Genomic DNA, 21,498 nt, shown 5'->3' with positions numbered 1-21,498 from the left:
GGTCGTTGTTGGATCGGTCGGCCTGCTTCTTGAGCTTGGTGTTCAGCTCGCGGAGCTTGCGGGTGCGTTCGGTGACGCAGGTGTCGTAGCCGCCGCATTCCTTGCGGGCCTGGAGGTACGCGGGGTCGTTGTTGGATCGGTCGGCCTGCTTCTTGAGCTTGGTGTTCAGCTCGCGGAGCTTGCGGGTGCGTTCGGTGACGCAGGTGTCGTAGCCGCCGCAATCCCGGTGGGCCTGGAGGTAGTTGCGGTCGTTCCTGGACCGCTTCGCGATGTTCTCGGCCTCCTCGTACTTGACCAGCGCCGGCCCGAGCCGCAGTGCCTCGGTCTGCCGGAAGCCCTTCGAGCCGTCGAAGTCACGCCTGGTCTTCTCCCACGGGCTGCGCTCCGGGTACTCGCGGTAGTCGGCGATGATGCGCTGGCGCAGCGCCGGATCCTCCATGGCACGGTGCAGCAGCTTCTCGTCCTTCACCTGGCCGTGCTTGCGGATCTCGTCGGCGATGCCCTGGCCGATCAGTTCGCTGGCCCCGCTGTCGACCCGCGGGCCGCGCCGCCCGAGCACCGAGGACCATGGACGCGTCACCTTCGGGCCGGCGGACTGGGGTCCCTTCGGCGCGGTCCTGGTCGCGCCGGTCGGTGGCTTCTTCGGCCCCTTCGGTTCCTTGGGGCTACGGGCGGTGGTGCCGGAGGTGTCGCCGTCGTCGCCTCTGCGGCGGTCATAGTCGGCCTTCTCCGCCTCGGCCTCGGCCAGTTTCTTCTGGACGGCGTCGCGCTTCTTCGCCAGCTCCTTCTTGGCGCCCGGCAGAGCACCCCTCCGCTCGGCCTTGGCGATTTCACGGTCCAGATCCTTGAGCGTGTTCCGCAGCCGTTTGACGTTCCCGTCGTAGTCGGGCTTGGTGGGCGTCGCATCGCGGAGGTTGCGACGGTTGTTGGCCACGTCCGTCCGCATCTTCGGCAACTTGGCCGCCGCCTTGGCCCGTTGCTCCGGCGACCGGGTGGTGTCCCTCGCGATCTCCGTCAGCCTCGTCAGCTTTCGTTCGCTTCTCTCAAGCTTCTTCCGCTGGGCCGTAAGGCGCTTCTGCGACTTGCGGTAGATCGCCTCGCCGTCCTGGACCAGGGGGTGGAGGTCCTTCAGACTGAAGCCGGTCTTGCCCTCCGCCACCCACCCCTGGACCCTGGTGATGACCTGGTCCGCGATGATCTTCTTCAGGTAGTTCGGGTCGTCCGGGGTCGGTGAGCCCAGGGCCGAGATGTCGTAACCGAGTTGCGCGAGCATCCGCCGGGCTCGCGACATCGCGTTGCGGGATTCGGCCGGGTCCGGCGTCGGGCTGGCCGCAGCCGGGCGCTCGTCCGGTTCTCCGGGCGCAGCCGACGCCGCCGGGGCCGGGGCGACAAGCATGAGGCTCGCCGCGACGGCGACCACCGCGACAAGCGGCACCAGCCAACCGCGCACCACCACCGCCCACCGCGCCAACAGCCAGCCGGTCCGCGTGGAACGGCATCCCGCACGCCTGGTACCCATCACTGCCCTCCAAACCTTCGCCTGCCACGGTCACCCGCCGCCCAGGGCGGCCGGCCCGGATCACGACCGGGCCGGTGGGCGCCGACAACGCGGCCGGCGCCCATTCGTTCCATGACAGCCGTCCCCACCACGTCCGGGAAGAACAGCCGCAGGTCGGGACTGTCCCGGACAGCCCTGGACGGGGTCCGGCGCGGGCCAGGGACGGGTGGGGAGGCGACCGGGTCGGACCCGGCCTCAGCGGCCGTCGCGGGGAGCGAAGACGGCGAGCGCCTCGGCGTCACCGTGCCGGGACCGCAGGTATTCGTCGGCCCACTCGGCGGCGTCCGGGAAGGTCGAGTCGGCGGCCACCCGGGCGCAGGCGGCGTCGACGTCGAAGCGGGTACGGCGGAGCTGCACGCCGGGTCCGAGCAGCGCCCAGTACGCCCCCGCGCCGCCGTACGGCATGCCGATGCTGCCCGGGTTGACGACCAGACGTCGGTCGACCAGCCGGGTGAAGGGCATGTGGGTGTGGCCGCAGACCACGGTGGTCACCTCGGCCGGCACCGCGGCGAACACCTCCGCCCAGCGTCCCATCCGGGTGTCGACGAGAACGACCTCCTCGTCGTCGCGGGGGGTGGCGTGGCAGAAGAGCACCGGGCCCAGGCCGTCGATCTCCAGGGTCACCGTCAGCGGGAGTGCGGCCAGCCGATCCAACTGGTCGTCGCGAAGCTGTTCGGCGGCCCAGTTCGACACCTCGATGGAGGCGGGGCGGCCGGCGCGGGCCTCGACGAGTTCGCGGTCGGCGTTGCCGCCCACCCAGCAGGCCCGGTCGCCGAGATCAGCGAGCAGGTCCAGCACCTCGACCGGTTGTGGACCGGCCGCGATGTCCCCGGTGAGCACGATCAGATCGGCGGCGGCGACGTCCGGCTCGGCCAGCACGGCCTCCAGCGCGGGCAGCACCGCGTGGATGTCGGAGAGGACAGCGACCCGGTTCGGCATCCGCCCACCCTGGGTGCTGGCGCTGCGCCGAGTCCAGCGATTCCGCTACGGGCAGACGGTGAAATCCGGCCCGGTCCGCGTGCCGCGGACCGGGCCGGAACGTCACGGCCGCCGGGCGGTGGCCCGGCGCGCCGGGTCAGACTCGGGCGCGCCGGGCCAGGCGCTCCGGGTCCAGGATGATGATGCTCTTGCCGTCCAGTCGCAGCCAGCCGCGCGAGGCGAAGTCGGCGAGCGCCTTGTTGACAGTCTCCCGGGAGGCACCGACGAGTTGGGCGATCTCCTCCTGGGTGAGGTCGTGGGTCACCCGCAGGACGCCGCCGTCGCGGGTGCCGAACCGACCAGCCATCTGGAGCAGGTTCTTGGCGACCCGACCCGGCACGTCCGTGAAGATCAGGTCGGCGAGCGAGTCGTTCGTCCGTCGCAGCCGCCGGGCGAGCACGCGGAGCAGTTGCTCGGCGATCTCCGGGCGGTTGGCCAGCCACGGCCGCAGCGCCTGCTTGCGCAGTCGTACGAGCCGGGTGTCCGTCACCGCGGTGGCGGTCGCCGTACGCGGACCCGGGTCGAAGAGCGACAGCTCACCGACCATGTCCGACGGCCCCATCACCGCGATCAGGTTCTGTCGGCCGTCCGCTGCGCGGCGACCAACCTTGATCTTCCCGGACAGCAGGATATAGAGGCTGTCACCGGGCTCGCCCTCATTGAAGACGATCTCGCCCTTGCGGACCTCGATCGTCTCCATCTCCTTGGCAAGCGCTTCGGCAGCTTCCGGGTCGACACCCTGGAAGATCCCGCTGCGGGCCAGTACCTCGTCCATCGCGCACCTCCGGTTGCGCGTGCCGTCCGTCGGCCGGGGCCGCCGTCCGCTGATCCCCTCGCGCGCCGCCAAGTCTAGGCGCACGTGAGCTTGAATCCGAGGTCGCCCCTGGAATCTTGATCGTTGGGCGTAACCTGCCCGACGTGCTAAGCGAGCCAACTCTGACCAGTCGTGTCGAGGACGGGCGGGACACGCCCCTGCTCGTCTGGCGCGCCGACGGGCCCCTGCGGGCGGTCAGCAGTGCCCCGCTCGGCGGGGGGATCGCCGTTCGGCACTGGGTGCTGAACGCGACGGTCCCGATGTCGTACGACCGGGACGACCCGGCCACCCACCTGGCCGCGCTCGCCGCCGGCCTCGCGCTCGACGGGCCGGGCGTCGGTCTGCTGACCGGCGTGGACGTGGCCGAGGTGGTGGCGCGGACCGACACCGGGGTGCGGGCCTGGGCGACGGTCGGGCTCGGCACGCCGGTGCTCGCGGCAGCGCCCGCTCCGCCCGCGCTCGCCGAGCGCGTCGGCACGATCAACATCGTGGTGTACGTACCGGCCCGGCTCGCCGACTCGGCACTTGTCAACGCGGTGGCCACGGCGACCGAGGCGAAGGCCCAGGCGATCACCGAGCTGGGGCTGCCGGGGACCGGCACGCCGACCGACGCGGTCACCGTGCTCTGCCCGGTCGACGGGCCGGAGGCCGCGTACGGCGGGCCGCGTTCCACCTGGGGTGCCCCGCTCGCCCGAGCGGTGCACGCCGCGGTGCGCGCCGGGGGTGTCCGGGCGGTCGTGCCCTGGTCAGAGCAGGTGTCCGGCTGAAATTCCGACCGATCGGCTCTCGTCGGCGAGTTTGGAGCCCGGTAGGGTCGCGAGCGATGTATGCTCCCGCCTCCGTCGCGTCCCGCCTGCGGCGCCGCGTCGCCCTCGGCCTCGCCGCGCTGCTGGCCACCCTGCTCGTCGCCGGCTGTGGTGACTCCGGCGGCGAGGCATCCGTCTGGCAGCCCGGTGCCGGCGGCGGTGGCACCGGCGCACCGGTGGCCACCGCCGATCCGGAGGGGCCGACCCCCTCCACTGACGGTGGCGCCATCTCGCTCTCCGCCACCGGCGACATCATCATGGGCAACGCGCCGAGCCGGCTGCCCGCCGCCGGCGGCAAGGGCTTCTTCGCCTCGGTCACCGAGGCGCTCAAGGCCGACCTGGTGATGGGCAACCTGGAGGAGCCGCTGACCGTGGACACCGGCACCGGCAAGTGCGGTGCCAACTCCACACGCTGTTTCCAGTTCCGGGCCCCACCGGAGTACGCCGCCCACCTGCGCGACGCCGGCTTCGACGTGCTCAACCAGGCCAACAACCACGGCAACGACTACGGGCCGAAGGGCTACGAGAACACCCAGCGGGCGTTGGAGAAGTACGACCTGGAGCACACCGGCGCGCCGGGCCAGATCACCGTGGTCGACGTCAAGGGTGTCAGGGTCGCGGTGGCCGGTTTCTCGTCGTACGCCTGGTCCAACAGCCTTGTCGACATCGCCGGCGCGAAGACTGTGGTCGCCAGGGCCGCCACCATGGCCGACCTGGTCGTGGTGCAGGTGCACATGGGTGGCGAGGGCGCGGAGAAGACCCGGGTGAAGCCGGGCACGGAGATGTTCCTGGGCGAGAACCGGGGCGACCCGGTCAGGTTCTCGCATGCCATGATCGACGCCGGTGCGGACCTGATCGTCGGGCACGGGCCGCACGTGCTGCGCGGCATGGAGTTCTACCGGGGCCGGCTGATCGCCTACAGCCTCGGCAACTTCGCCGGCGGTGGCAACTCGCTGAGCAACGACGGCCGGCTCGGCTGGGGCGGGGTGCTGAAGGTGTCGCTGAAACCGGACGGCAGCTGGGCCGGTGGCTCGTTCACCTCGACGTACATGAACGACGCCGGTAAGCCGACGATGGACTCGAACGACCGTGGTCTGGGCCTGATCGGCGACCTGAGCCGCAGCGACTTCCCGAAGAGCGGCGCCCGGTTCGACGGGCAGGGAAAGATCTCCCCGCCAGCCGGCGGTTGACCCGAGGAGGAACGTCCGGGGCGCGACGTAGGCTGACCGTCGTGACCAGTAGTCCCCCCGGTGCCAGCGAGACCGACCTCGGGCGCAAACGCCGTGCCCGCAAGATCGGCCGGGTGCTGGCCGAGACGCATCCCGACGCGCACTGCGAGTTGGACCACTCCAGCGCCCTGGAGTTGTCCGTCGCCACGATCCTCTCCGCGCAGTGCACGGACAAGAAGGTCAACGAGGTCACCCCGAAGCTCTTCGCCCGCTACCCGAGCGCCGCCGCGTACGCCGGAGCCGACCGCGGCGAGATGGAGGAGCTGATCCGGCCGACCGGCTTCTACCGAAACAAGACCGACTCGCTGATCAAGCTCGGCCAGGCGCTTCTCGACAGGTACGACGGCAGCGTCCCCGGCCGGCTCGCCGACCTGGTGACGCTGCCCGGGATCGGCCGCAAGACCGCCAACGTGATCCTCGGCAACGCCTTCGACGTTCCCGGCATCACCGTCGACACGCACTTCCAGCGGCTGGTCCACAGGTGGCGGCTGACCGGCGAGACCGACCCGGTCAAGATCGAGCACGCGGTCGGCGCGTTGTACGACAAGCGCGACTGGACCATGCTGTCGCACCGGATCATCTTCCACGGGCGACGGGTCTGCCACGCCCGTAAACCGGCCTGCGGCGCCTGCACACTCGCGAAGCTCTGCCCCTCGTACGGCACCGGCCCGACCGAGCCGGCCGCCGCCGCGAAGCTGCTCAAGGGCCCCCGGGCGCGCGACCTGGCGGTGGCCGCCGGGGTCGATCCGGAGCTGGTGCCCGCCCAGGCGGTCACGGCGGAGGTGCCGTGAGCCGCCGCCACGGCGCGGGTGCGACGAGCCGGCGTCTCGCCCTGGTGATCCTGCCGCTGCTGCTGACCGTCACCGGGTGCACCGGCGGCACGGCCGACGACGATCCGGCCCCCGGCCCGGCCGCCGCCGAACGACCCTCGCCGTTCCGGGACTGCGCCACACTGAACACCGCACCCGCCGCCGCATCCCCCGGCGCGTCCGGCACGGCGACCTCCGGCGCGGCGGCGCCCGGTGCGGCGATCTCCTCTGCGGCGGCCCCCGCCGGTGGCGGGCAGGCGCTGCCGGAGCTGACGCTGCCCTGCTTCACCGGCGGTGCCCCCGTCGCCCTGCGGGACGTGGCCGGGCCTGCGGTGATCAACGTGTGGGCTTCCTGGTGCGGGCCGTGCCGCACGGAGCTGCCCGCCTTCCAGCGGCTCAGCGAGCGGGCCGCCGGCCGACTCCAGGTGGTCGGGGTCAACACCCGGGACAGCCGGGACGGCGCGCGGTCCATCGGCGAGGACTTCGGCGTACGGTTCCCGATCCTGGTCGACCAGGGCGACGCGGTGCAACGGGAGTTGAGGCGCAACGCCTTCCCGCTGACCCTGTTCGTCGACGCGCAGGGCCGGATCCGGCACGTGGACGCCACCGGGGCGCTCGACGACGCCCAGCTCGCCAAGCTGGTCCGCCAGCACCTCGGTCTGGTGGTGCCGGCGTGACCCGTCGACCGCCCGAGTGGATCGAGCCCCTGTTGACCCGGCTCGGCACCGCCCGTGCCGAGGACTTCACCCGGCTGACCACCCCGGCCGAGGGCGGTCGGGAGAGCGCCGTGCTGGTGCTGCTCGGTGAGCAGCCCGGTGCCGGGCCCGACGTGCTGATCCTGCAACGAGCCGCCACCCTGCGTACCCACGCCGGCCAGCCGGCCTTTCCCGGGGGTGCGGCCGACCCGGAGGACGCCGACGTCCGCGCCACCGCCCTGCGCGAGGCGAACGAGGAGGTCGGCCTCGACCCGACAAGCGTGACCGTGCTGGCCGAGCTGCCGAAACTGTGGATCCCGGTCAGCGACTTCGTGGTCACGCCGGTGCTGGCCTGGTGGCACGACCCGCACCCGGTGCACCCTCGGGAGCCGGCCGAGGTGGCGCACGTGGCCCGCCTGCCGGTGAGCGAGCTGGTCGACCCGGCCAATCGGCTGCGGGTCCGCCACCCGAGCGGCTGGATCGGCCCGGCGTTCTCGGCGCGCGGGATGCTCGTCTGGGGCTTCACCGCCGGGGTGCTGGCCACCCTCCTGGAGATGGGCGGCTGGGCCCGTCCGTGGCCGCGCGGTCGGGTGGTGGAGCTGCCGCCCAGCGGTGCCACGCCGGCGCCGTCGGCGGGCACCGACGAGGCCGACGAGACGGCCCTGCGCTGACCGCAACCTCACTTTCCGCAAGCGATGGTCATCCGGCGGGCGCACTGCCCGTACGCTTGACCCGTGTCCGTCGTGGATCTGCTCCTGCTCCTGCTCATGCTTCTGTTCGCGATCAGCGGATACCGCCAGGGCTTCGCCATCGGCATCCTGTCGCTCGCCGGGTTCTTCCTGGGTCTCCTGCTGGGTCTCCAGCTCGGGCCGCTGTTCGCCAGGCAGTTCGTGGATCCGGTCGCCCGGGTGCTGATCTCGCTGGTGGTGATCTTCGGGTTGGCCGTGATCGGGCAGGCGCTGGCCGGCTGGCTCGGCTCACGCCTGCGTAAGACGATCACCAGTGACGTGGGCAGGCGGGCCGACGACATCGGCGGGGCGGTCGTCTCACTGCTCGCGGTGCTCCTGTTCGCCTGGCTGATCGCCGTGCCGTTCGGCTCGTCCGCGGTGCCCTGGATCGCCGCGGCGGTGCGCAACAGCGCGCTGATCACGGTGGTCAACCGGGTCCTGCCGAACGAGGCCCACGACCTCACCACGGCGTTGCAGGACACGCTCGACACCGACGGTTTCCCGGACGTCTTCGGTGACCTCGCGCCCACCCGGGCCCGGCAGGTCGACCCGCCCGACCCGGCGCTGGCCGGTTCGCAGGTGGTGGTCAACGGTCAACGGTCGGTCGTCAAGGTGCTCGGCTCCGCGCCCAGTTGCTCACGTCGCATCGAGGGCTCCGGTTTCGTGTACGCCGACGACCGGGTGATGACCAACGCGCACGTCGTCGCCGGCACCCGCTCGGTCGCCGTGGAGTTGGGCGGCGAACGGTACGACGGCAAGGTGGTGGTCTACGACCCGGACCGGGACCTGGCCGTGCTGCTCGTGCCCGGGTTGCCCGGCCCGTCCCTGCGGTTCGCCGCCGGCAACGCGGGCAGCGGCTCGGACGCCATCGTGCTCGGGTTTCCGCTCGACGGCCCCTACAACGCCCAGTCGGCGCGGGTCCGCGACGTCGACCAGATCACCGGACCGGACATCTACTCCGCGAAGGACGTGACCCGGGAGGTCTACACGATCCGGGCGTTGGTCCGCAGCGGTAACTCCGGGGGGCCGTTGCTGTCCGCCAACGGCCTGGTCCTCGGCGTGATCTTCGCGGCGGTGGCCGACGATCCGAACACCGGCTTCGCGGTGACCGCGGCCGAGGCCCGCCCGGTGGCGCTGGCCGGTGCCGAACGCAACCGGCAGGTCGGCACCGGCGAGTGCACCTGACCGCCGAACGGGGTCAGCTGGGGGCGGGCGCGGGCCTCAGACCGCCCCGGGGTGCCGTTCGACCTCGGGAGCGACGCCGTCGCGGGTCGGCTGGACCGGCCGAAGGCCGGTGTGCGCACGCCAACTGGTGAACGCGGCGGTGGTGGCCGCGACCACCGCCACACCGAGCAGCCAACCGCCCAGCACGTCGCTGGTGAAGTGCACACCGAGCGCCACCCTGCTCAACCCGGTCACCACGGTGAGCAGCAGTGCGGCGACCCAGAGCGCGGCCCGTGCCACTCCCCGGCCGACGTACGGCAGGAACACCAGCAGCAGCACCCCGGCGGTCAGGGTGGCGTTCAGCGCGTGACCGGAGGGGAACGAGTAGCCGGCGGCCCGCGCCACCGGGTCCAACAGCTCCGGGCGGTCCCGCCCGACGAGCAGCTTCAGCAACGGGCCGAACAACCCACCCACCACCATGGTGGTGGTCACCCAGAGGGCCAGCTGGCGGGCTCCCCGGCGCAGCAGCCAGATCACCAGGAGCAGGGTGACGGCCCGCAGCGGCATCGGCGCGAACACCTCGCTCCAGATCCGCATCAGCACGACCCAGGCCGGGTGCTCGAGCGCATAGCCGTGCAGCCCGTCGGTGACCGCCGTGTCCAGCCGGTGCAGCGGCGCCCAGGTGCCGAGGACCAGCAGCGCGAGCAGCGTGAAGGGCACAAGCACCAGGAAGGCCGCCGTCGCGGCCAGGGTCAGCCGCAGCCCCAGCGGATGGTCCGGGTCGAGTCGGCGGTGCCGCCAGGACGGGTGCCGGGCGGTGCCGAGAGTACGTGGGCCGGGCGCGTTCATGGGAACCGTTCTACCCCACCGAACGGCCGGTCAGCCCTCGGTCAACGGGACCGCTGACGGAGTCGGCGCACCAGCAGGGTGGCGCCACCGGTCAGCGCGACGAGGAGCACGAGCCCGGTCCACAGTTGCTCCGGTGCCGACGTGTCCTGGCCACCTGCCGCCCGGGCCCTCCACCGGGTCTGCTGATGGGGAGCGGCGAGACCGAGCGGATCGCTGCCGGCGCCGGACACCGAGGCGTCGGCCGAGCCGGGAGCCGCACCGAAGCCGGTCACACCCGGCGACGTCTGGTCGTCCAGCGGGTTGGCGGTCACCGGCGGCACCTGGGCGGTCAACGCGGCAACCGGGTCGACCATCCCGTACCCGAAGCGGTCGTCCCGACCGGTCGGACCAAGATCCCGGGCGGTGGCCAGCAAGCGGTTGACCACCTCACCCGCGGGCATCTGCGGATAGCGGGACCGGACCAGCGCGGCGGTCGCCGCCACCAGCGGTGCGGCGAAGCTGGTGCCCTGCACCCGCCAGTACCCGCTCGGGGATTTGGCGCCGACCAGCCCGGTGGCGGGAGCGCTGAGCACCGTCGGCCGGCCGGTGATTGAGCCGGACCACAGGTTCTCGCTGTTGCGCTCCAGGCCGGTGACCGCGACGACGCCCGGCTCACGGGCCGGATACCACACCTTGGTGCTTGTGGAGGTGGCCAGGTTGCCGGTGCAGGCGATGACGACCACGTCCCGGACGAACGCGTAGTCCAGGGCCGCCGCCAGGGCCGGGCTGTCGCCACTGCCGCCCAACGACAGGTTGATCACGCGGGCGCCGTGGTCGACCGCCCAGCGAACCCCCTGGGCGACGATCAGCGCGTCGTCGTAGCGATTGTCCTCGTCGAGCACCCGGACCGGCAGGATCCGCGCGTCCGGTGCGAGGCCGACCACGCCCCGCTTGTCGTCCTTGCGGCCGGCGATCAGGCCGGCGACAGTCGTGCCGTGCCCCACCGGATCCGGGCCCGGACCCCCGGCGGGGCCGACCAGATCCTGACCGGGCAGCACCTGACCGACCAGGTCGGGATGACTACCGTCCACCCCGGAGTCGACCACGGCGACTGTCACGCCCCGCCCGGTCGAGCTGCGCCAGGCGGTCTCGGCCTGCAACTCGTCGAGCTGCCACTGCTCGTCGCGGACCTGGTCGGTGCGGGCGACGGTGTCGCCGGGGGCGAACGCCAGCGGCGCGCCGGCAAGCTGCCCGCCACGGCTGGGCGCGGTGACGGGCACGGCCGCCGCGGTCGGCGCCACGACGGTGAGCGCCGCGGCCACACCGAGCAACGCCCGGACGGTCGCCCGTCGGGCCGCCGACGGACCGCTGTGCCGCACCCCTGTCACATCCCCAGCCATTCATCCCGACGGAACCATGACGATCGGAGATTACCGGTTTCCCCACCCGTCACGGGAAGAACCGGCGAGTCAGGTCATTGCGGCGGCAGTTGCGCGAGCTGAACAAGGCGTACGCCCTCCCGTCGGGTGACCAGCCGACCACGCCCCGGCGGCAGCGGCCCCGGCCGCACCGGGCCGACGAGTGCACCCTCCTCCGGGCTGCCCGCCATCACCAGACCGGCGGTGGAGAGTTCCCGCAGTCGCTGCACGATCGGCTCGTACTGGGCGCGGCCCGCACCACCGGACCGGCGAGCCAGCACCAGGTGCAGCCCGACGTCCCGCGCGTGCGGCAGGTGCTCCTCCAACGCGCGCAACGGGTTGGCCGGCCCGGCGGCCACCAGGTCGTAGTCGTCCACCAGCACGAACAGCTCCGGCCCGGACCACCAGGATCGGTCGCGCAACTGCTGCGGGGTGACCTCCGGCCCCGGAGCCCGCCGCTCCAGGTAACCGGCGGCCGACTCGACCAGGTCGGCGGTGTGCGCCGCGGCGGTGCCGTACCCGATCAGGTGCGGCGTCTCGATGGCACCGAGCAGGCTGCGCCGGTAGTCGACAAGGATCACCCGGGCCTGCTCGGGAGTGAACCGGGTAATGATCGACGTGGCCAGCGCCCGCAGGAACGACGACTTGCCGCACTCCGAGTCCCCGAAGACCACGAAGTGTGGCTCGGTGGCGAAGTCGAGCACCACCGGACGCAGGTCCGCCTCCGCGATCCCGATCGGCAACCGCAGCCCGCTCGTCGCGGCGAGGTCCAGATCGGCGTACGGCAGCACCGGCGGGAGCAGCCGGACCCGGGGCGCCGGCGGCCCGTCCCAACTGCCGGCGACCCGCTTGACCAGATCGGGGGTGTCCCCGATGCCGGTCAGTTGGGGCAGCGCGGTGAGGAAGTGCAGGCCCTCCGCTGTCACCCCCCGCCCCGAGCGCTCCGGTACGTTGGCGGCGGCACGCCGGGCCACCAGCGAGTCGGACGGGTCACCGAGGCGCAGCTCCAGCCGCGAGCCGAACAGGTCCCGGATCGCCGGACGGAAGTCCAGCCAGCGCAGCGCGGTGGCGACCACGTGCAGCCCGTACGACAGGCCCCGGGTGGCCAGGTCGGTGACCAGCGGTTCCAGGTCGTCGTACTCGCCGCGGACCGTACTCCAACCGTCGATTACCAGGAACACGTCGCCGAAGGGATCGGCCCCGGGCTGGCCTGTCGTCCCCGCCGCGGCCCGGCGCTGCCGGTACACCGCCATCGACTCCACGCCCAGCTCCGCGAAGCGGCGTTCCCGATCGGCCAGCAGCGTGGTCATCTCGCCGACGGTGCGTCGTACGGCGGTCGGGTCGGCCCGGCCGGTCACCCCACCCACGTGCGGGAGGTCGCGCAGCGCGGCCAGACCGCCGCCTCCGAAGTCGAGGCAGTAGACCTGCACCTCGGCCGGGGTGTGGGTGAGCGCCAACGCGCAGATCAGCGTGCGCAGGGCTGTGGACTTGCCGCTCTGCGGCGCACCGACCACCGCGACGTGCCCGGCGGCGCCGTCCAACGCCAGCCAGAGCAGGTCCCGGCGCTGCTCCAACGGCTTGTCGACGACGGCGAGCGGCACTCCGAGCGAGCCGTGCAGCTCCGGGTTGCCCACGGTGAGCCCACGCTTCGGGTCCACCTCGACCGGGCCGAGCAGCTCGTCCAGGGCCGGCGGTTGACCGAGCGGCGGGAGCCAGACCTGGTGCGCCGGCGGGCCCTGCCCGACGAGCCGGTCCACCAGCAGGTCGAGCAGGGTCTCCCGGTCCTCCTCCTCCGCCACGACGGGCACGACCGGGGTCGCCGGCTCGGGCACCGGCACAACGTGGGTGGTGAAGGTGAGCAGCCGGGCGCCCCCCTCGGCGGTGACACCGGCCGTCGCGGACCGCCGGCGGACGGCACCGGAGACGTACGCGGCCTTGAACCGGGCCAGCGGGTCGGTGCCGGCGCGCAGGTAGCCGTGACCCGGCGAGCGGGGCAGCTCGTGCGCGTCCGGCACCCCGAGCACGGTGCGCGACTCCAACGCGGAGAAGGTACGCAGACCGATCCGGTAGGAGAGGTGGGTGTCCAGCCCGCGCAGCCGTCCCTCCTCCAGCCGCTGACTGGCGAGCAGCAGGTGCACACCGAGCGACCGGCCCAGCCGGCCGATCTGCACGAACAGGTCGATGAAGTCGGGCTTGGCGGAGAGCAGTTCGGAGAACTCGTCGCAGATCAGCAGCAGCGACGGCAGCGGAGCCAGTGGACTGCCGGCCGCCCGGGCCCGCTCGTAGTCGCGCACGCTGGCGAAGTTGCCGGCGCGGCGCAGCAGCTCCTGGCGGCGGACCAGCTCCCCGTTGATCGCGTCGACCATCCGGTCGACCAGGGGCAGCGCGTCGGCCAGGTTCGTGATCACGGCCGCGGTGTGCGGCAGCCGGTCGAACGAGGCGAAGGTGGCGCCACCCTTGAAGTCGACGAGCACGAAGTTGAGCTGTTCCGAGCTGTGCGTGGCGGCCAGCCCCAGCACCAGCGTGCGCAGCAACTCGGACTTGCCGGAGCCGGTCGCCCCGATGAGCAGGCCGTGCGGGCCCATCCCGTCCTGGGCGGACTCCTTGAGGTCCAGCTCGATGGCGCCGCCGTCCGCGCCCACCCCGATCGGCACCCGCAGCCGGTCCCGTGCCGAGCGCGGCAGCCAGCCCTGCTCGGCGGTGAAGCTCTCCGGGTCACCGAGCCCGAGTAGTTCGGGAAGACCCAAATCGGCCTGGAGCGGGGCGTCCGGTCCGCGTGCCGCGCCGGCGAGCCGCAGCGGCGCCAGCCGCCGGGCGATCGCCTCGGCGTCGGCGAGGTCGAGCTGGTCGGCGGTGCCCACCTCGGCGTGCCCGTCGGACGACCACGAGTGCAGCCGTCGGCCGTGCAACTCCAGCAACAGCGCGTACCTGTCGAGCAGCCGAGGCGGCGGGGTGTCCAGGTCCAGCACGGTGACCGCGTCGATGCCGCCGTCACCGGTCAGGTCACTGGCGCCGGTCAGGTCGCCGCCGTCGAGGACCACCACCACGTGCGGGCCGTCGGTGGCCGGACCGGCCGGGCTGAACCGCGACCGACTGGCCAGCACGTCGGCCAGCAGCCGCTCCAACCCGGCGGCGGAGCTGGTGACCAGGCGTACCGGGCCGAGCGCGTCGGTGCGGCTCGGATGGTGCGCGTGCGGAAGCCATTTCACCCACTCCCAGCAGGCCCGGCGTTCGGGCCCGGCGCAGACCGCGACGAGCAGCTCGTCGGGGGCGTGGAAGACCGCGAGCTGGGTCAGCACGGCCCGGACCAGCGACTGCGCCGCCGGGTCGCCGGTGGGTGGCCCGCCGGTGGTCGGGGTGCCACCCCCGCTCCGGCCGGCGGTTCGCACGTGCACCCGGGCGAAGCTGCGCAACGACAGGGCCACCGGCAGGTCCGGCACCACGGAGTACGCGTCCAGGAAGCGGCGCAGCGCGCCGGCGGTCATCGGCTCCAACTCCTCCAGCGGCCGGGTGACCGGTGGGACGAGCGGGGTGGCCAGGGTCTGCGGCCCGACGGCGACCCGCACCACCGCGAAGTCCGGGTCGGCGGGCCGCCGCTCCCAGACCCGGTGACTGTCCACCGTCGACCAGAGCCCGGCCGGGTCCGGGTGCCGGTAGTAGAGCCCGGCCCGCTGCTGTCCCGCGGTGCGGCGGACCCGTCGCCGCAGCGTGGCCAGGTGGCGCAGGTACTCCCTGCGGGCGGCCATCATCTCGGACTTCTTCGGTGTGCCGGAGGCGCTGCCCCAGGAGGTCACCAGCATCGCCAGCGAGGAGAGCCCGAACATCCCACCCACCACGTACGAGTAGGCGCCGCCGCCCCGGCCGAACATCATCGCCATCGCCACCGTGCCCCCGAGCATCGGCAGCAGCATGAGCATCTGCTGCCACCGCCCGCCGGCAACCACGGGGATCTCCGGCGGCGCCTCGACCGGCAGTTCGCCAGCGGGGATCTCCGGCGCCGGTCGACGCGGCGGGCGCTTGATGACGACGGTGGACAACCGACCTCCTGACAGCGCTGGGTAACCCGAACCGGACTCATGGTAGGTAAAGTCCTGTCGTCCGCGCAGCCTCCGATCCCCCTCGATATGGAGACCAGTCGATGACTACCGGGCTGGCCCGCGTCACCATCAGCGCGCCGCAACGACGGGTGGACGTCGCCCTGCCGGAGCAGGTGCCCCTGGCCGAGTTGCTGCCCGACGTGCTCCGACACGCCGGTGTCGGGCTCGCCGACGACGGTGAACAGCACGGCGGGTGGGTCCTCCGCCGCACCGACGGCGCGCTGCTCACGACCGCACAGGCGCTACTGCCCCAGGGCGTCCGCGACGGCGAGGTGCTGCACCTCGTGCCGGCCCGCGCGCACTGGCCCGAGCTGGAGTACGACGACGTGGTCGAGGCGATCGCCGACGGTGCCCGCCGCCGTGGCGGTGCCTGGTCGCCCACCGCCACCCGGGCCGCCGGTCTGGCCGGTGCCGCCGTCCCGCTCTCCGTCGGGCTGCTCGCCCTGCTCGTCGGCGGCCCCGCGCACCGGGCCGGCTGGCTGGTGGCCGCCGCGGTGGCGCTGCTGCTCACCGTCGCCGGCACGGTGGCCTCCCGCGCCAACGGCGACGGCACCGCCGGGGCAACGCTCGGTGGCTACGCGCTGCCGTACGCGTTCATGGCCGGCGCCCTCGCGGTCGGCTCCGGCGACCCGGTCGGGCCCTTCGGGCCGGCCCGCTGGCTGGGCGCACCCGAGCTGCTGGCCGGTGCGGTGGCGCTGCTGCTGGTGGCGCTGATCGGCCTGCTCGGGGTGGCCAGCCGACTGCGGGTCTTCGTGGCCGGCGTCACGGTCGGCCTGCTCGGCGCCGGGGCGGCGCTCGGTGGGCTGCTGCTGACCCCGGCCGGCACGGCGGCGGTGCTGCTCAGTGCCCTCGTCTTCGCCATCGGCGTGATACCGCTGCTGGCCATCCGGCTGGGCAAGCTGCCCCTGCCGCCGATCACCCTGCCGACCGCGACCCCCACCGAAGGGCCGGAACGGGCCCGGGACCTGCCGGACCGGAGCCGGGTACATGCCGCGGTGACCCGCACCGAGGAGGTGCTCACCGGGATGCTGATCGGGCACGCGCTGCTGGCGGTGGTCGCGGCGGTCGTACTCGGTGTCGCCGGCGCGACGGCCGGCCGGGTGCTGCTGGCGGTCACCTCGGCCGTGCTGCTGCTGCGGTCGCGGCTGTTCGTGGCACTGCGGCACCGGGTGCCGACTGTGCTCGCCGGGCTGGCCGGCTACGCCGTGCTGGGCGCGGTGCTCGTCGACCGGGCCGACGACGCCGGGCGACTGGCGCTGGTCCTGGGCGGTGCGGTGCTGGCCCTGGTGGCCGCCGCCGGCGGCACCGGATACGCCCGCCGGCCGGTCTCGCCGTACCTCGGGAGGGTCGCGGATCTCACCGACACGGCCCTGGTGGTCGCCGTGGTGCCGATCGCGTGCGCGGTGCTCGACCTGTACGACCGGGCCCGGGGGCTGCTCGGTTGAGCGGCCCCCGGGCCCGGTGCGTCAGCGGTCGTCAGTGGGCGGATTCGCCGCGCGCCTCGGCGTCGCGGGCCCGCTGGTAGGAGGCGTGGATCTCGGCCTCGGCCTCGGTGCGGCCGACCCAGGTCGCGCCCTCCACCGACTTGCCGGGCTCCAGGTCCTTGTACACCTCGAAGAAGTGCTGGATCTCCAGCCGGTCGAACTCGCCGAGGTGGTGGATGTCGCGCAGGTGCTCCTGGCGAGGGTCCTCGTAGGGCACGCAGAGGACCTTGTCGTCCCCGCCCTTCTCGTCGGTCATCCGGAACATGCCGATGGTGCGGCAGCGGATCAGGCAGCCCGGGAAGGTCGGCTCGGGGACGAGCACCAGCGCGTCCAGCGGATCGCCGTCCTCGCCCAGAGTGCCCTCGATGAACCCGTAGTCGGCCGGGTATTGAGTGGAGGTGAAGAGGGTGCGGTCCAGCCGGATCCGGCCGGTCTTGTGGTCCACCTCGTACTTGTTCCGGTGACCCTTGGGGATCTCAACCGTCACGTCGAAATCCATCTGCACGCTCCCTCGTCTGCCCACGCTGGCTAACGGAACCACTGGCGGCCCCTCCGGACAGGTGAATGCCCACCCGCCGACTCCGGCCGCCGCATAGTCTTCGGACCGAAGTAGTGTCACCCAAGCCGATTTTCGCTGGGGGAGGAGGGGGTCGTGGGGAGGGAAGATTCACACTACCGCCCGGACGGGGGCTCCGGGCACGGTACCGGACGATCCGGATCCGGTGGTGCCACGGGGCGGGTTCCGGTGCCGGAGGCCCACCTTCCACGGGCTCCCGAGCCAACGACCCCGGCCGCCGAGCCGACCCCGCCGCTGCCCTGGCGCCCGCCGGCCGGCTCGCCCCCGCCCACCCCGAACAACGGCCGCCTTCCGGTGGTCGGCGGTGACCGGCCGACGAGCGGCCCGCCGCGTGGCAGCGCGTCCGTGCCGGTGAGCCCGGCTCCGCCCCGCGCGACCTCGGGTGGTCCGTCGCGTGGCAGCGCGTCGGTGCCGGTGGGCCCGGCTCCGCCCGGCGCGTGGCCTGGCCCGACCGCCGGTGGTGCCGATGTCCCACCGCTGGGTCCGCCGATCTCCGCGTTGCCCGCGCCCGCCGGTGCCGCGCCGGCACCAGCGCCCGTCGCCCCGGCTCGTCGACGGCGACTGCCGGTGGTGTTGGCCGTCGTGCTGCTGTTGGTGCTCGCCGGCGTCGGCGTCGTCGTCGTCCGACCTGGTCCGGTCGCCGGATGGTTGGGCGACGACGCCGGGTCGCCGCCGAACGCGGCAGGCGTGACCCCGGAGCCGGACCCGGCCGACGTGCTGCCCGGCCCGGACCCGAACGCCGCGCTGCCCACCCCGGACGGGGTTCGTGCCGCGCTCGACCCGCTGGTCGGGGTCGCCGCCCTGGGCCCTCGGGTGAACGTCTCGGTGGCCGATGTCGTCTCCGGCCAGACGCTGTTCGCCAAGGGGGCGGACGACGGCACCGTGCCCGCCTCGGTGACCAAACTGGCGACGGCGGTGACGGCGCTGGCCGCCCGAGGACCGGGTTACCGGATCCCCACCCGCGCGGTGGCCGGCGCGAAGGCCGGCGAGGTGGTGATCATCGGTGGCGGCGATCCCACCCTTGCGATCAACAAGAAGGGTTACTACCCGGGCGCGGCGCGGCTCGACGATCTGGCCGCCCAGGTGCGTACGGCGCTCGGCGGCACCGCCCCGACCAGTGTCACAGTCGACGGCTCGGTCTACTCCGGCCCGGTCTACGGCCCGGGCTGGGACGACGACATCCCCACCGGCGGGTCCGGCGGCGCGGTGACGGCGTTGATGACCGACGGCGCTCGCCGGGACCCGGGCGTCGCACACGGCGCCGCGGAGCGGTTCGCCGAGCCGGACCTGGCCGCCGGTAGGTCGTTCGCCCGGCTGCTCGGTGTGCCTTCGGACGCCGTGAAGCGTGGCACGGCCCCGGCGCCCGCCGCGGCCGGTGGCACCCCGGCGGCGGGCACCGAGCTGGGGGTGGTGCTGTCGCCGCCGATGATCCGGCTGGTCGACATCATGATCAGCGAGAGTGACAACCTGGTGGCCGAGGCACTGGCCCGTCAGGTCGCGTTGGCCCGCAACCAGCCGGCCTCGTACGACGGCGGCGCTGCCGCGATGGACGCGGAGGTGGCCGAGCTGGGCCTCCCCGCCGACGAGATCGCGCTTTCCGACGGCAGCGGTTTGTCCCGCAACAACCGGATCAGCCCGTCGTTGCTGACCGACCTGATCCGACTGGCGGCGAGCCCGGACCATCCGGAGTTGGCAGGTGTCTTCGGCGGTCTTCCGGTGGGCGGCTGGTCCGGGACTCTGGGTGAGCGCTACCGCAACACCGCCGGCACCGCCGGCGGGGCGGGGAGCGTCCGGGCGAAGACCGGCACACTGACTGCCGTGCACTCCATCGCGGGCCTGGTCACCACCGCCGATGGTCGGCTACTCACCTTCGCGGTGCTCACCGACAAGGTGCCGGGCGAGAAGGAAACCGCCCAACCGGCGCTGGACCGGATCGCCGCCGCACTGGCGAGCTGCGGCTGCCGCTGACCGGCACCGCTTCGGGCCTCCGGTCCCCGTCGGGGCCGCCAGCGCTGTCGATCGGGGGCGCGAGCCCGGGCCGGGGTGTCGCGGCGCGGGTACGGTGGGTCCATGGCGCAGTTCGTGGACTGGGATCTGGCCGCCGCCACCGCGGGGGCGTTGAGCAAGTCGGGCCCCCGGGTGTCGTATGCCGAGGCTACCGACGTGGTCGGCGACCTGCGCCGGCTGACCGAGGAGGCGGCCGGGCACGTGGCCGACTACACGGGGCTGCGGGCGCAGGTGGCGCATCCGCCGGTCCGGGTGGTCGACAGGCGTGACTGGGCCGCGACGAACATCGCGGGTCTCCGCGAGGTGATCACTCCGCTGGTTAGCCGGCTGTCCGGCGACAAGCAGCCGGGCGCGTTGACCGAGGCGGTCGGGTCCCGGCTGACCGGGGTGCAGGCCGGCACGGTGCTGGCCTACCTCTCCGGCCGGGTGCTCGGGCAGTACGAGGTCTTCTCGGCCGACCCGGGTCAACTGCTGCTGGTCGCCCCGAACATCGTCGAGGTGGAACGCAAGCTCGGTGCCGACCCACGGGACTTCCGGCTCTGGGTGTGCCTGCACGAGGTCACCCACCGGACCCAGTTCACCGCCGTCCCGTGGATGCGGGGCTACTTCCTGGGCGAGGTGCAGGCGTTCGTGGACGCTTCGTCCAGCGGGAGCGAACACCTGGTGGAGCGGCTGCGGCGGGGGGTGGCCACGCTGTCCGAGGCGGTCCGTGACCCGGAGAGCCGCACCAGCGTGCTGGACATCGTGCAGACCCCGGCGCAGCGGGCCGTGCTGGACCGGCTCACCGCGTTGATGACCCTGCTGGAGGGGCACGCCGAGTTCGTCATGGACGGTGTCGGCCCGCAGGTGATCCCGAGCGTGGGGCAGATCCGGGCGTCGTTCAACCGACGCCGGGAGGCGGGTAACCCGCTGGAGAAGGCCATCCGCCGGCTGCTCGGGGTGGACGTCAAGATGCGCCAGTACGCCGAGGGACGCAAGTTCGTGCACGGCGTGGTGGAGCGGGTCGGCATGGACGGGTTCAACTCGATCTTCAACTCGCCGCTCACGCTGCCCCGGCTGTCCGAGTTGGGTGACCCGGATGCCTGGGTGGCCCGGGTGCACGGCCCGGCCGGCACCGTCCCGGCCGCTGGCTGATTTTCCAGCGGTGGCCGCGCTCGCCCCGCCAGTGGCCGCGATCCGGGTGGCGGTCCGTCGCGCCCTGACCGGCCTGCCGTCCGGCGGGCCGGTGCTTGTCGCCTGCTCCGGCGGAGCCGACTCGCTCGCCCTCGCGGCGGCCACCGCGTTCGTGGCGCCTCGGCTGGGCCGCGCCGCACTGCTCGTCACTGTCGACCACGACCTGCAGGTCGGCTCCGCGGAGCGTGCCGAGGCGGTGGCCGCCTGGGCCGCCGATGTCGGTTTCGCGTCGGCGACAGTGGTGCGGGTGGAGGTGGCCGGGCGTCCGGGCGGGCCGGAGGCGGCAGCTAGGGAGGCGCGTTATGAGGCGCTGACCGAGGTGGCCCGGCAGCAGCACGCCGTCGCGGTGCTCACCGGTCACACCCGCGACGACCAGGCGGAGACGGTGCTGCTGGCGCTCGCCCGGGGTGCCGGCCCCCGAGGGCTGGCCGGGATGCCCGCCCGGCGGGACCTGGGCGGGGTGCCGCTGCTGCGCCCGCTGTTGGAGATCGGTCGGGAGCAGACTCGCGCCGCGTGTGCCGTGCTCGGGCTGAGCCCGTGGCAGGACCCGCACAACACCGACCCGTCGTACGCCCGCTCCCGGGTGCGGGCCGACCTGCTGCCGGCGCTGGTGCGGGCGCTCGGGCCCGGCGTGGTGGACAACCTCGCGCGTACCGCCGGGTTGGTGGCGGCGGACAACGCCGCGCTCGACGAGGTGGCGGCGGCGGCGCTGGCTGCGGCACGGTGCCCCGACGGAGGGCTCTCCGTGCCCGCGCTGGCCGGTCTGGCTCCCGCGGTGCGTGGCCGGGTGCTGCACTCCTGGGCGCGTGAGCTGGGTGCCTCGCCGGGAGCGCTGTCGCACCGGCACGTCGCCGCCCTGGACGCCCTGGTCACCGACTGGCACGGCCAGGGCCCGACCGATCTGCCCGGGGGTGTCGGGGTGCTCCGCCGCGGCGGCCGACTGTCGCCGCTGAGTCCCGGCTGATCCGTCGCCGATCGACACCTCTAACGCACCCCGCCGGGGACCCGCCCCACCACCCGGCCACCACCCCTGCCCACCACCCCTGCGGGCCCTTTGCTCTGCACCCGCCCATGCGCCAGTTACGGACCGTGCGCGGTGCACGGGCGGGTGCAGAGCAAAGGGGTGCATCGGT

Annotated in this window: 17 protein-coding genes; 10 read left to right on the top strand and 7 right to left on the bottom strand. The window is 73.4% G+C overall.

The annotated features are described in order from the left end of the window. The 3 genes from ACGFIQ_RS17180 to ACGFIQ_RS17170 all read right to left on the bottom strand — a co-directional run. On the bottom strand, nt 1–1,519 hold a 1,519-nt coding region (locus ACGFIQ_RS17180), incomplete at its 3' end, for a hypothetical protein (protein WP_393244543.1). A 234-nt stretch (nt 1,520–1,753) separates the two neighbouring features. Continuing rightward, a complete protein-coding gene (locus ACGFIQ_RS17175; RefSeq protein ID WP_393244541.1) occupies nt 1,754–2,497 on the bottom strand; it encodes a metallophosphoesterase family protein in 744 nt (247 codons plus the stop codon). A 136-nt stretch (nt 2,498–2,633) separates the two neighbouring features. Continuing rightward, nucleotides 2,634–3,311: a Crp/Fnr family transcriptional regulator gene (locus ACGFIQ_RS17170; protein ID WP_110563686.1), complete on the bottom strand. Its 678-nt coding sequence runs from the start codon at nt 3,309–3,311 to the stop codon at nt 2,634–2,636. Nucleotides 3,312–3,454: 143 nt separating this feature from the next. Here ACGFIQ_RS17170 and ACGFIQ_RS17165 point away from each other — a divergent pair, with 143 nt between their 5' ends. The 6 genes from ACGFIQ_RS17165 to ACGFIQ_RS17140 all read left to right on the top strand — a co-directional run bounded on the left by ACGFIQ_RS17165 (nt 3,455) and on the right by ACGFIQ_RS17140 (nt 8,802). Beyond that, the gene (locus ACGFIQ_RS17165) at nt 3,455–4,117 is read left to right on the top strand and encodes an adenosylcobinamide amidohydrolase (protein WP_393244539.1); all 663 of its coding nucleotides are present in this window, start codon (nt 3,455–3,457) and stop codon (nt 4,115–4,117) included. 56 nt (nt 4,118–4,173) lie between these two features. Continuing rightward, nucleotides 4,174–5,346: a CapA family protein gene (locus tag ACGFIQ_RS17160; protein WP_393244537.1), complete on the top strand. Its 1,173-nt coding sequence runs from the start codon at nt 4,174–4,176 to the stop codon at nt 5,344–5,346. Between the two features lie 41 nt (nt 5,347–5,387). Beyond that, complete coding sequence (gene nth / locus ACGFIQ_RS17155; RefSeq protein ID WP_393244535.1) at nt 5,388–6,176, top strand: endonuclease III; 789 nt, start codon at nt 5,388–5,390, stop codon at nt 6,174–6,176. Next, nucleotides 6,173–6,871, top strand: coding sequence for a TlpA family protein disulfide reductase (locus ACGFIQ_RS17150; protein ID WP_393244533.1), 699 nt, complete (start codon nt 6,173–6,175; stop codon nt 6,869–6,871). Before nth ends, ACGFIQ_RS17150 begins: the two co-directional genes overlap by 4 nt. Next, on the top strand, nt 6,868–7,560 hold the full coding sequence (locus ACGFIQ_RS17145) for an NUDIX hydrolase (RefSeq protein WP_393244532.1): 693 nt from the start codon (nt 6,868–6,870) through the stop codon (nt 7,558–7,560). The genes ACGFIQ_RS17150 and ACGFIQ_RS17145 overlap by 4 nt, the downstream gene beginning before the upstream one ends. A gap of 63 nt (nt 7,561–7,623) precedes the next feature. Next, entirely contained in the window at nt 7,624–8,802 is a 1,179-nt protein-coding gene (locus ACGFIQ_RS17140; RefSeq protein ID WP_357075551.1) for a MarP family serine protease, read from the top strand. Nucleotides 8,803–8,838: 36 nt separating this feature from the next. Here ACGFIQ_RS17140 and ACGFIQ_RS17135 read toward each other — a convergent pair whose 3' ends face one another. The 3 genes from ACGFIQ_RS17135 to eccCa form a co-directional block, all read right to left on the bottom strand. Next, complete coding sequence (locus ACGFIQ_RS17135) at nt 8,839–9,630, bottom strand: phosphatase PAP2 family protein (protein WP_393244529.1); 792 nt, start codon at nt 9,628–9,630, stop codon at nt 8,839–8,841. Nucleotides 9,631–9,671: 41 nt separating this feature from the next. Beyond that, the gene (gene mycP, locus ACGFIQ_RS17130; RefSeq protein WP_393244528.1) at nt 9,672–11,009 is read right to left on the bottom strand and encodes a type VII secretion-associated serine protease mycosin; all 1,338 of its coding nucleotides are present in this window, start codon (nt 11,007–11,009) and stop codon (nt 9,672–9,674) included. Nucleotides 11,010–11,083: 74 nt separating this feature from the next. Further along, nucleotides 11,084–15,064, bottom strand: coding sequence for a type VII secretion protein EccCa (gene eccCa / locus ACGFIQ_RS17125; RefSeq protein WP_393244526.1), 3,981 nt, complete (start codon nt 15,062–15,064; stop codon nt 11,084–11,086). A gap of 101 nt (nt 15,065–15,165) precedes the next feature. On the opposite strand from eccCa, the gene eccD reads away from it, so the two are divergent. Continuing rightward, nucleotides 15,166–16,569 (top strand): type VII secretion integral membrane protein EccD, encoded by a 1,404-nt coding sequence (gene eccD / locus ACGFIQ_RS17120; protein ID WP_393244524.1) that lies wholly within the window; start codon nt 15,166–15,168, stop codon nt 16,567–16,569. Between the two features lie 31 nt (nt 16,570–16,600). Here eccD and ACGFIQ_RS17115 read toward each other — a convergent pair whose 3' ends face one another. Next, entirely contained in the window at nt 16,601–17,107 is a 507-nt protein-coding gene (locus ACGFIQ_RS17115; protein ID WP_109816465.1) for an inorganic diphosphatase, read from the bottom strand. Nucleotides 17,108–17,530: 423 nt separating this feature from the next. Here ACGFIQ_RS17115 and dacB point away from each other — a divergent pair, with 423 nt between their 5' ends. From dacB to tilS, 3 genes are all read left to right on the top strand, one after another. Next, entirely contained in the window at nt 17,531–19,153 is a 1,623-nt protein-coding gene (dacB, locus tag ACGFIQ_RS17110; protein WP_393244728.1) for a D-alanyl-D-alanine carboxypeptidase/D-alanyl-D-alanine-endopeptidase, read from the top strand. A gap of 102 nt (nt 19,154–19,255) precedes the next feature. After that, nucleotides 19,256–20,326 (top strand): zinc-dependent metalloprotease, encoded by a 1,071-nt coding sequence (locus tag ACGFIQ_RS17105; protein WP_357554603.1) that lies wholly within the window; start codon nt 19,256–19,258, stop codon nt 20,324–20,326. Nucleotides 20,327–20,336: 10 nt separating this feature from the next. Beyond that, complete coding sequence (tilS, locus tag ACGFIQ_RS17100) at nt 20,337–21,329, top strand: tRNA lysidine(34) synthetase TilS (RefSeq protein ID WP_393244521.1); 993 nt, start codon at nt 20,337–20,339, stop codon at nt 21,327–21,329. Nucleotides 21,330–21,498: the final 169 nt, after the last annotated feature.

The sequence above is a fragment of the Micromonospora sp. NPDC048898 genome, assembly GCF_043198035.1.
GTDB lineage: Bacteria > Actinomycetota > Actinomycetes > Mycobacteriales > Micromonosporaceae > Micromonospora.
The sequence above is the reverse complement of the archived record's forward strand: the minus strand, read 5'-3'. Positions and strand labels throughout refer to the sequence as shown.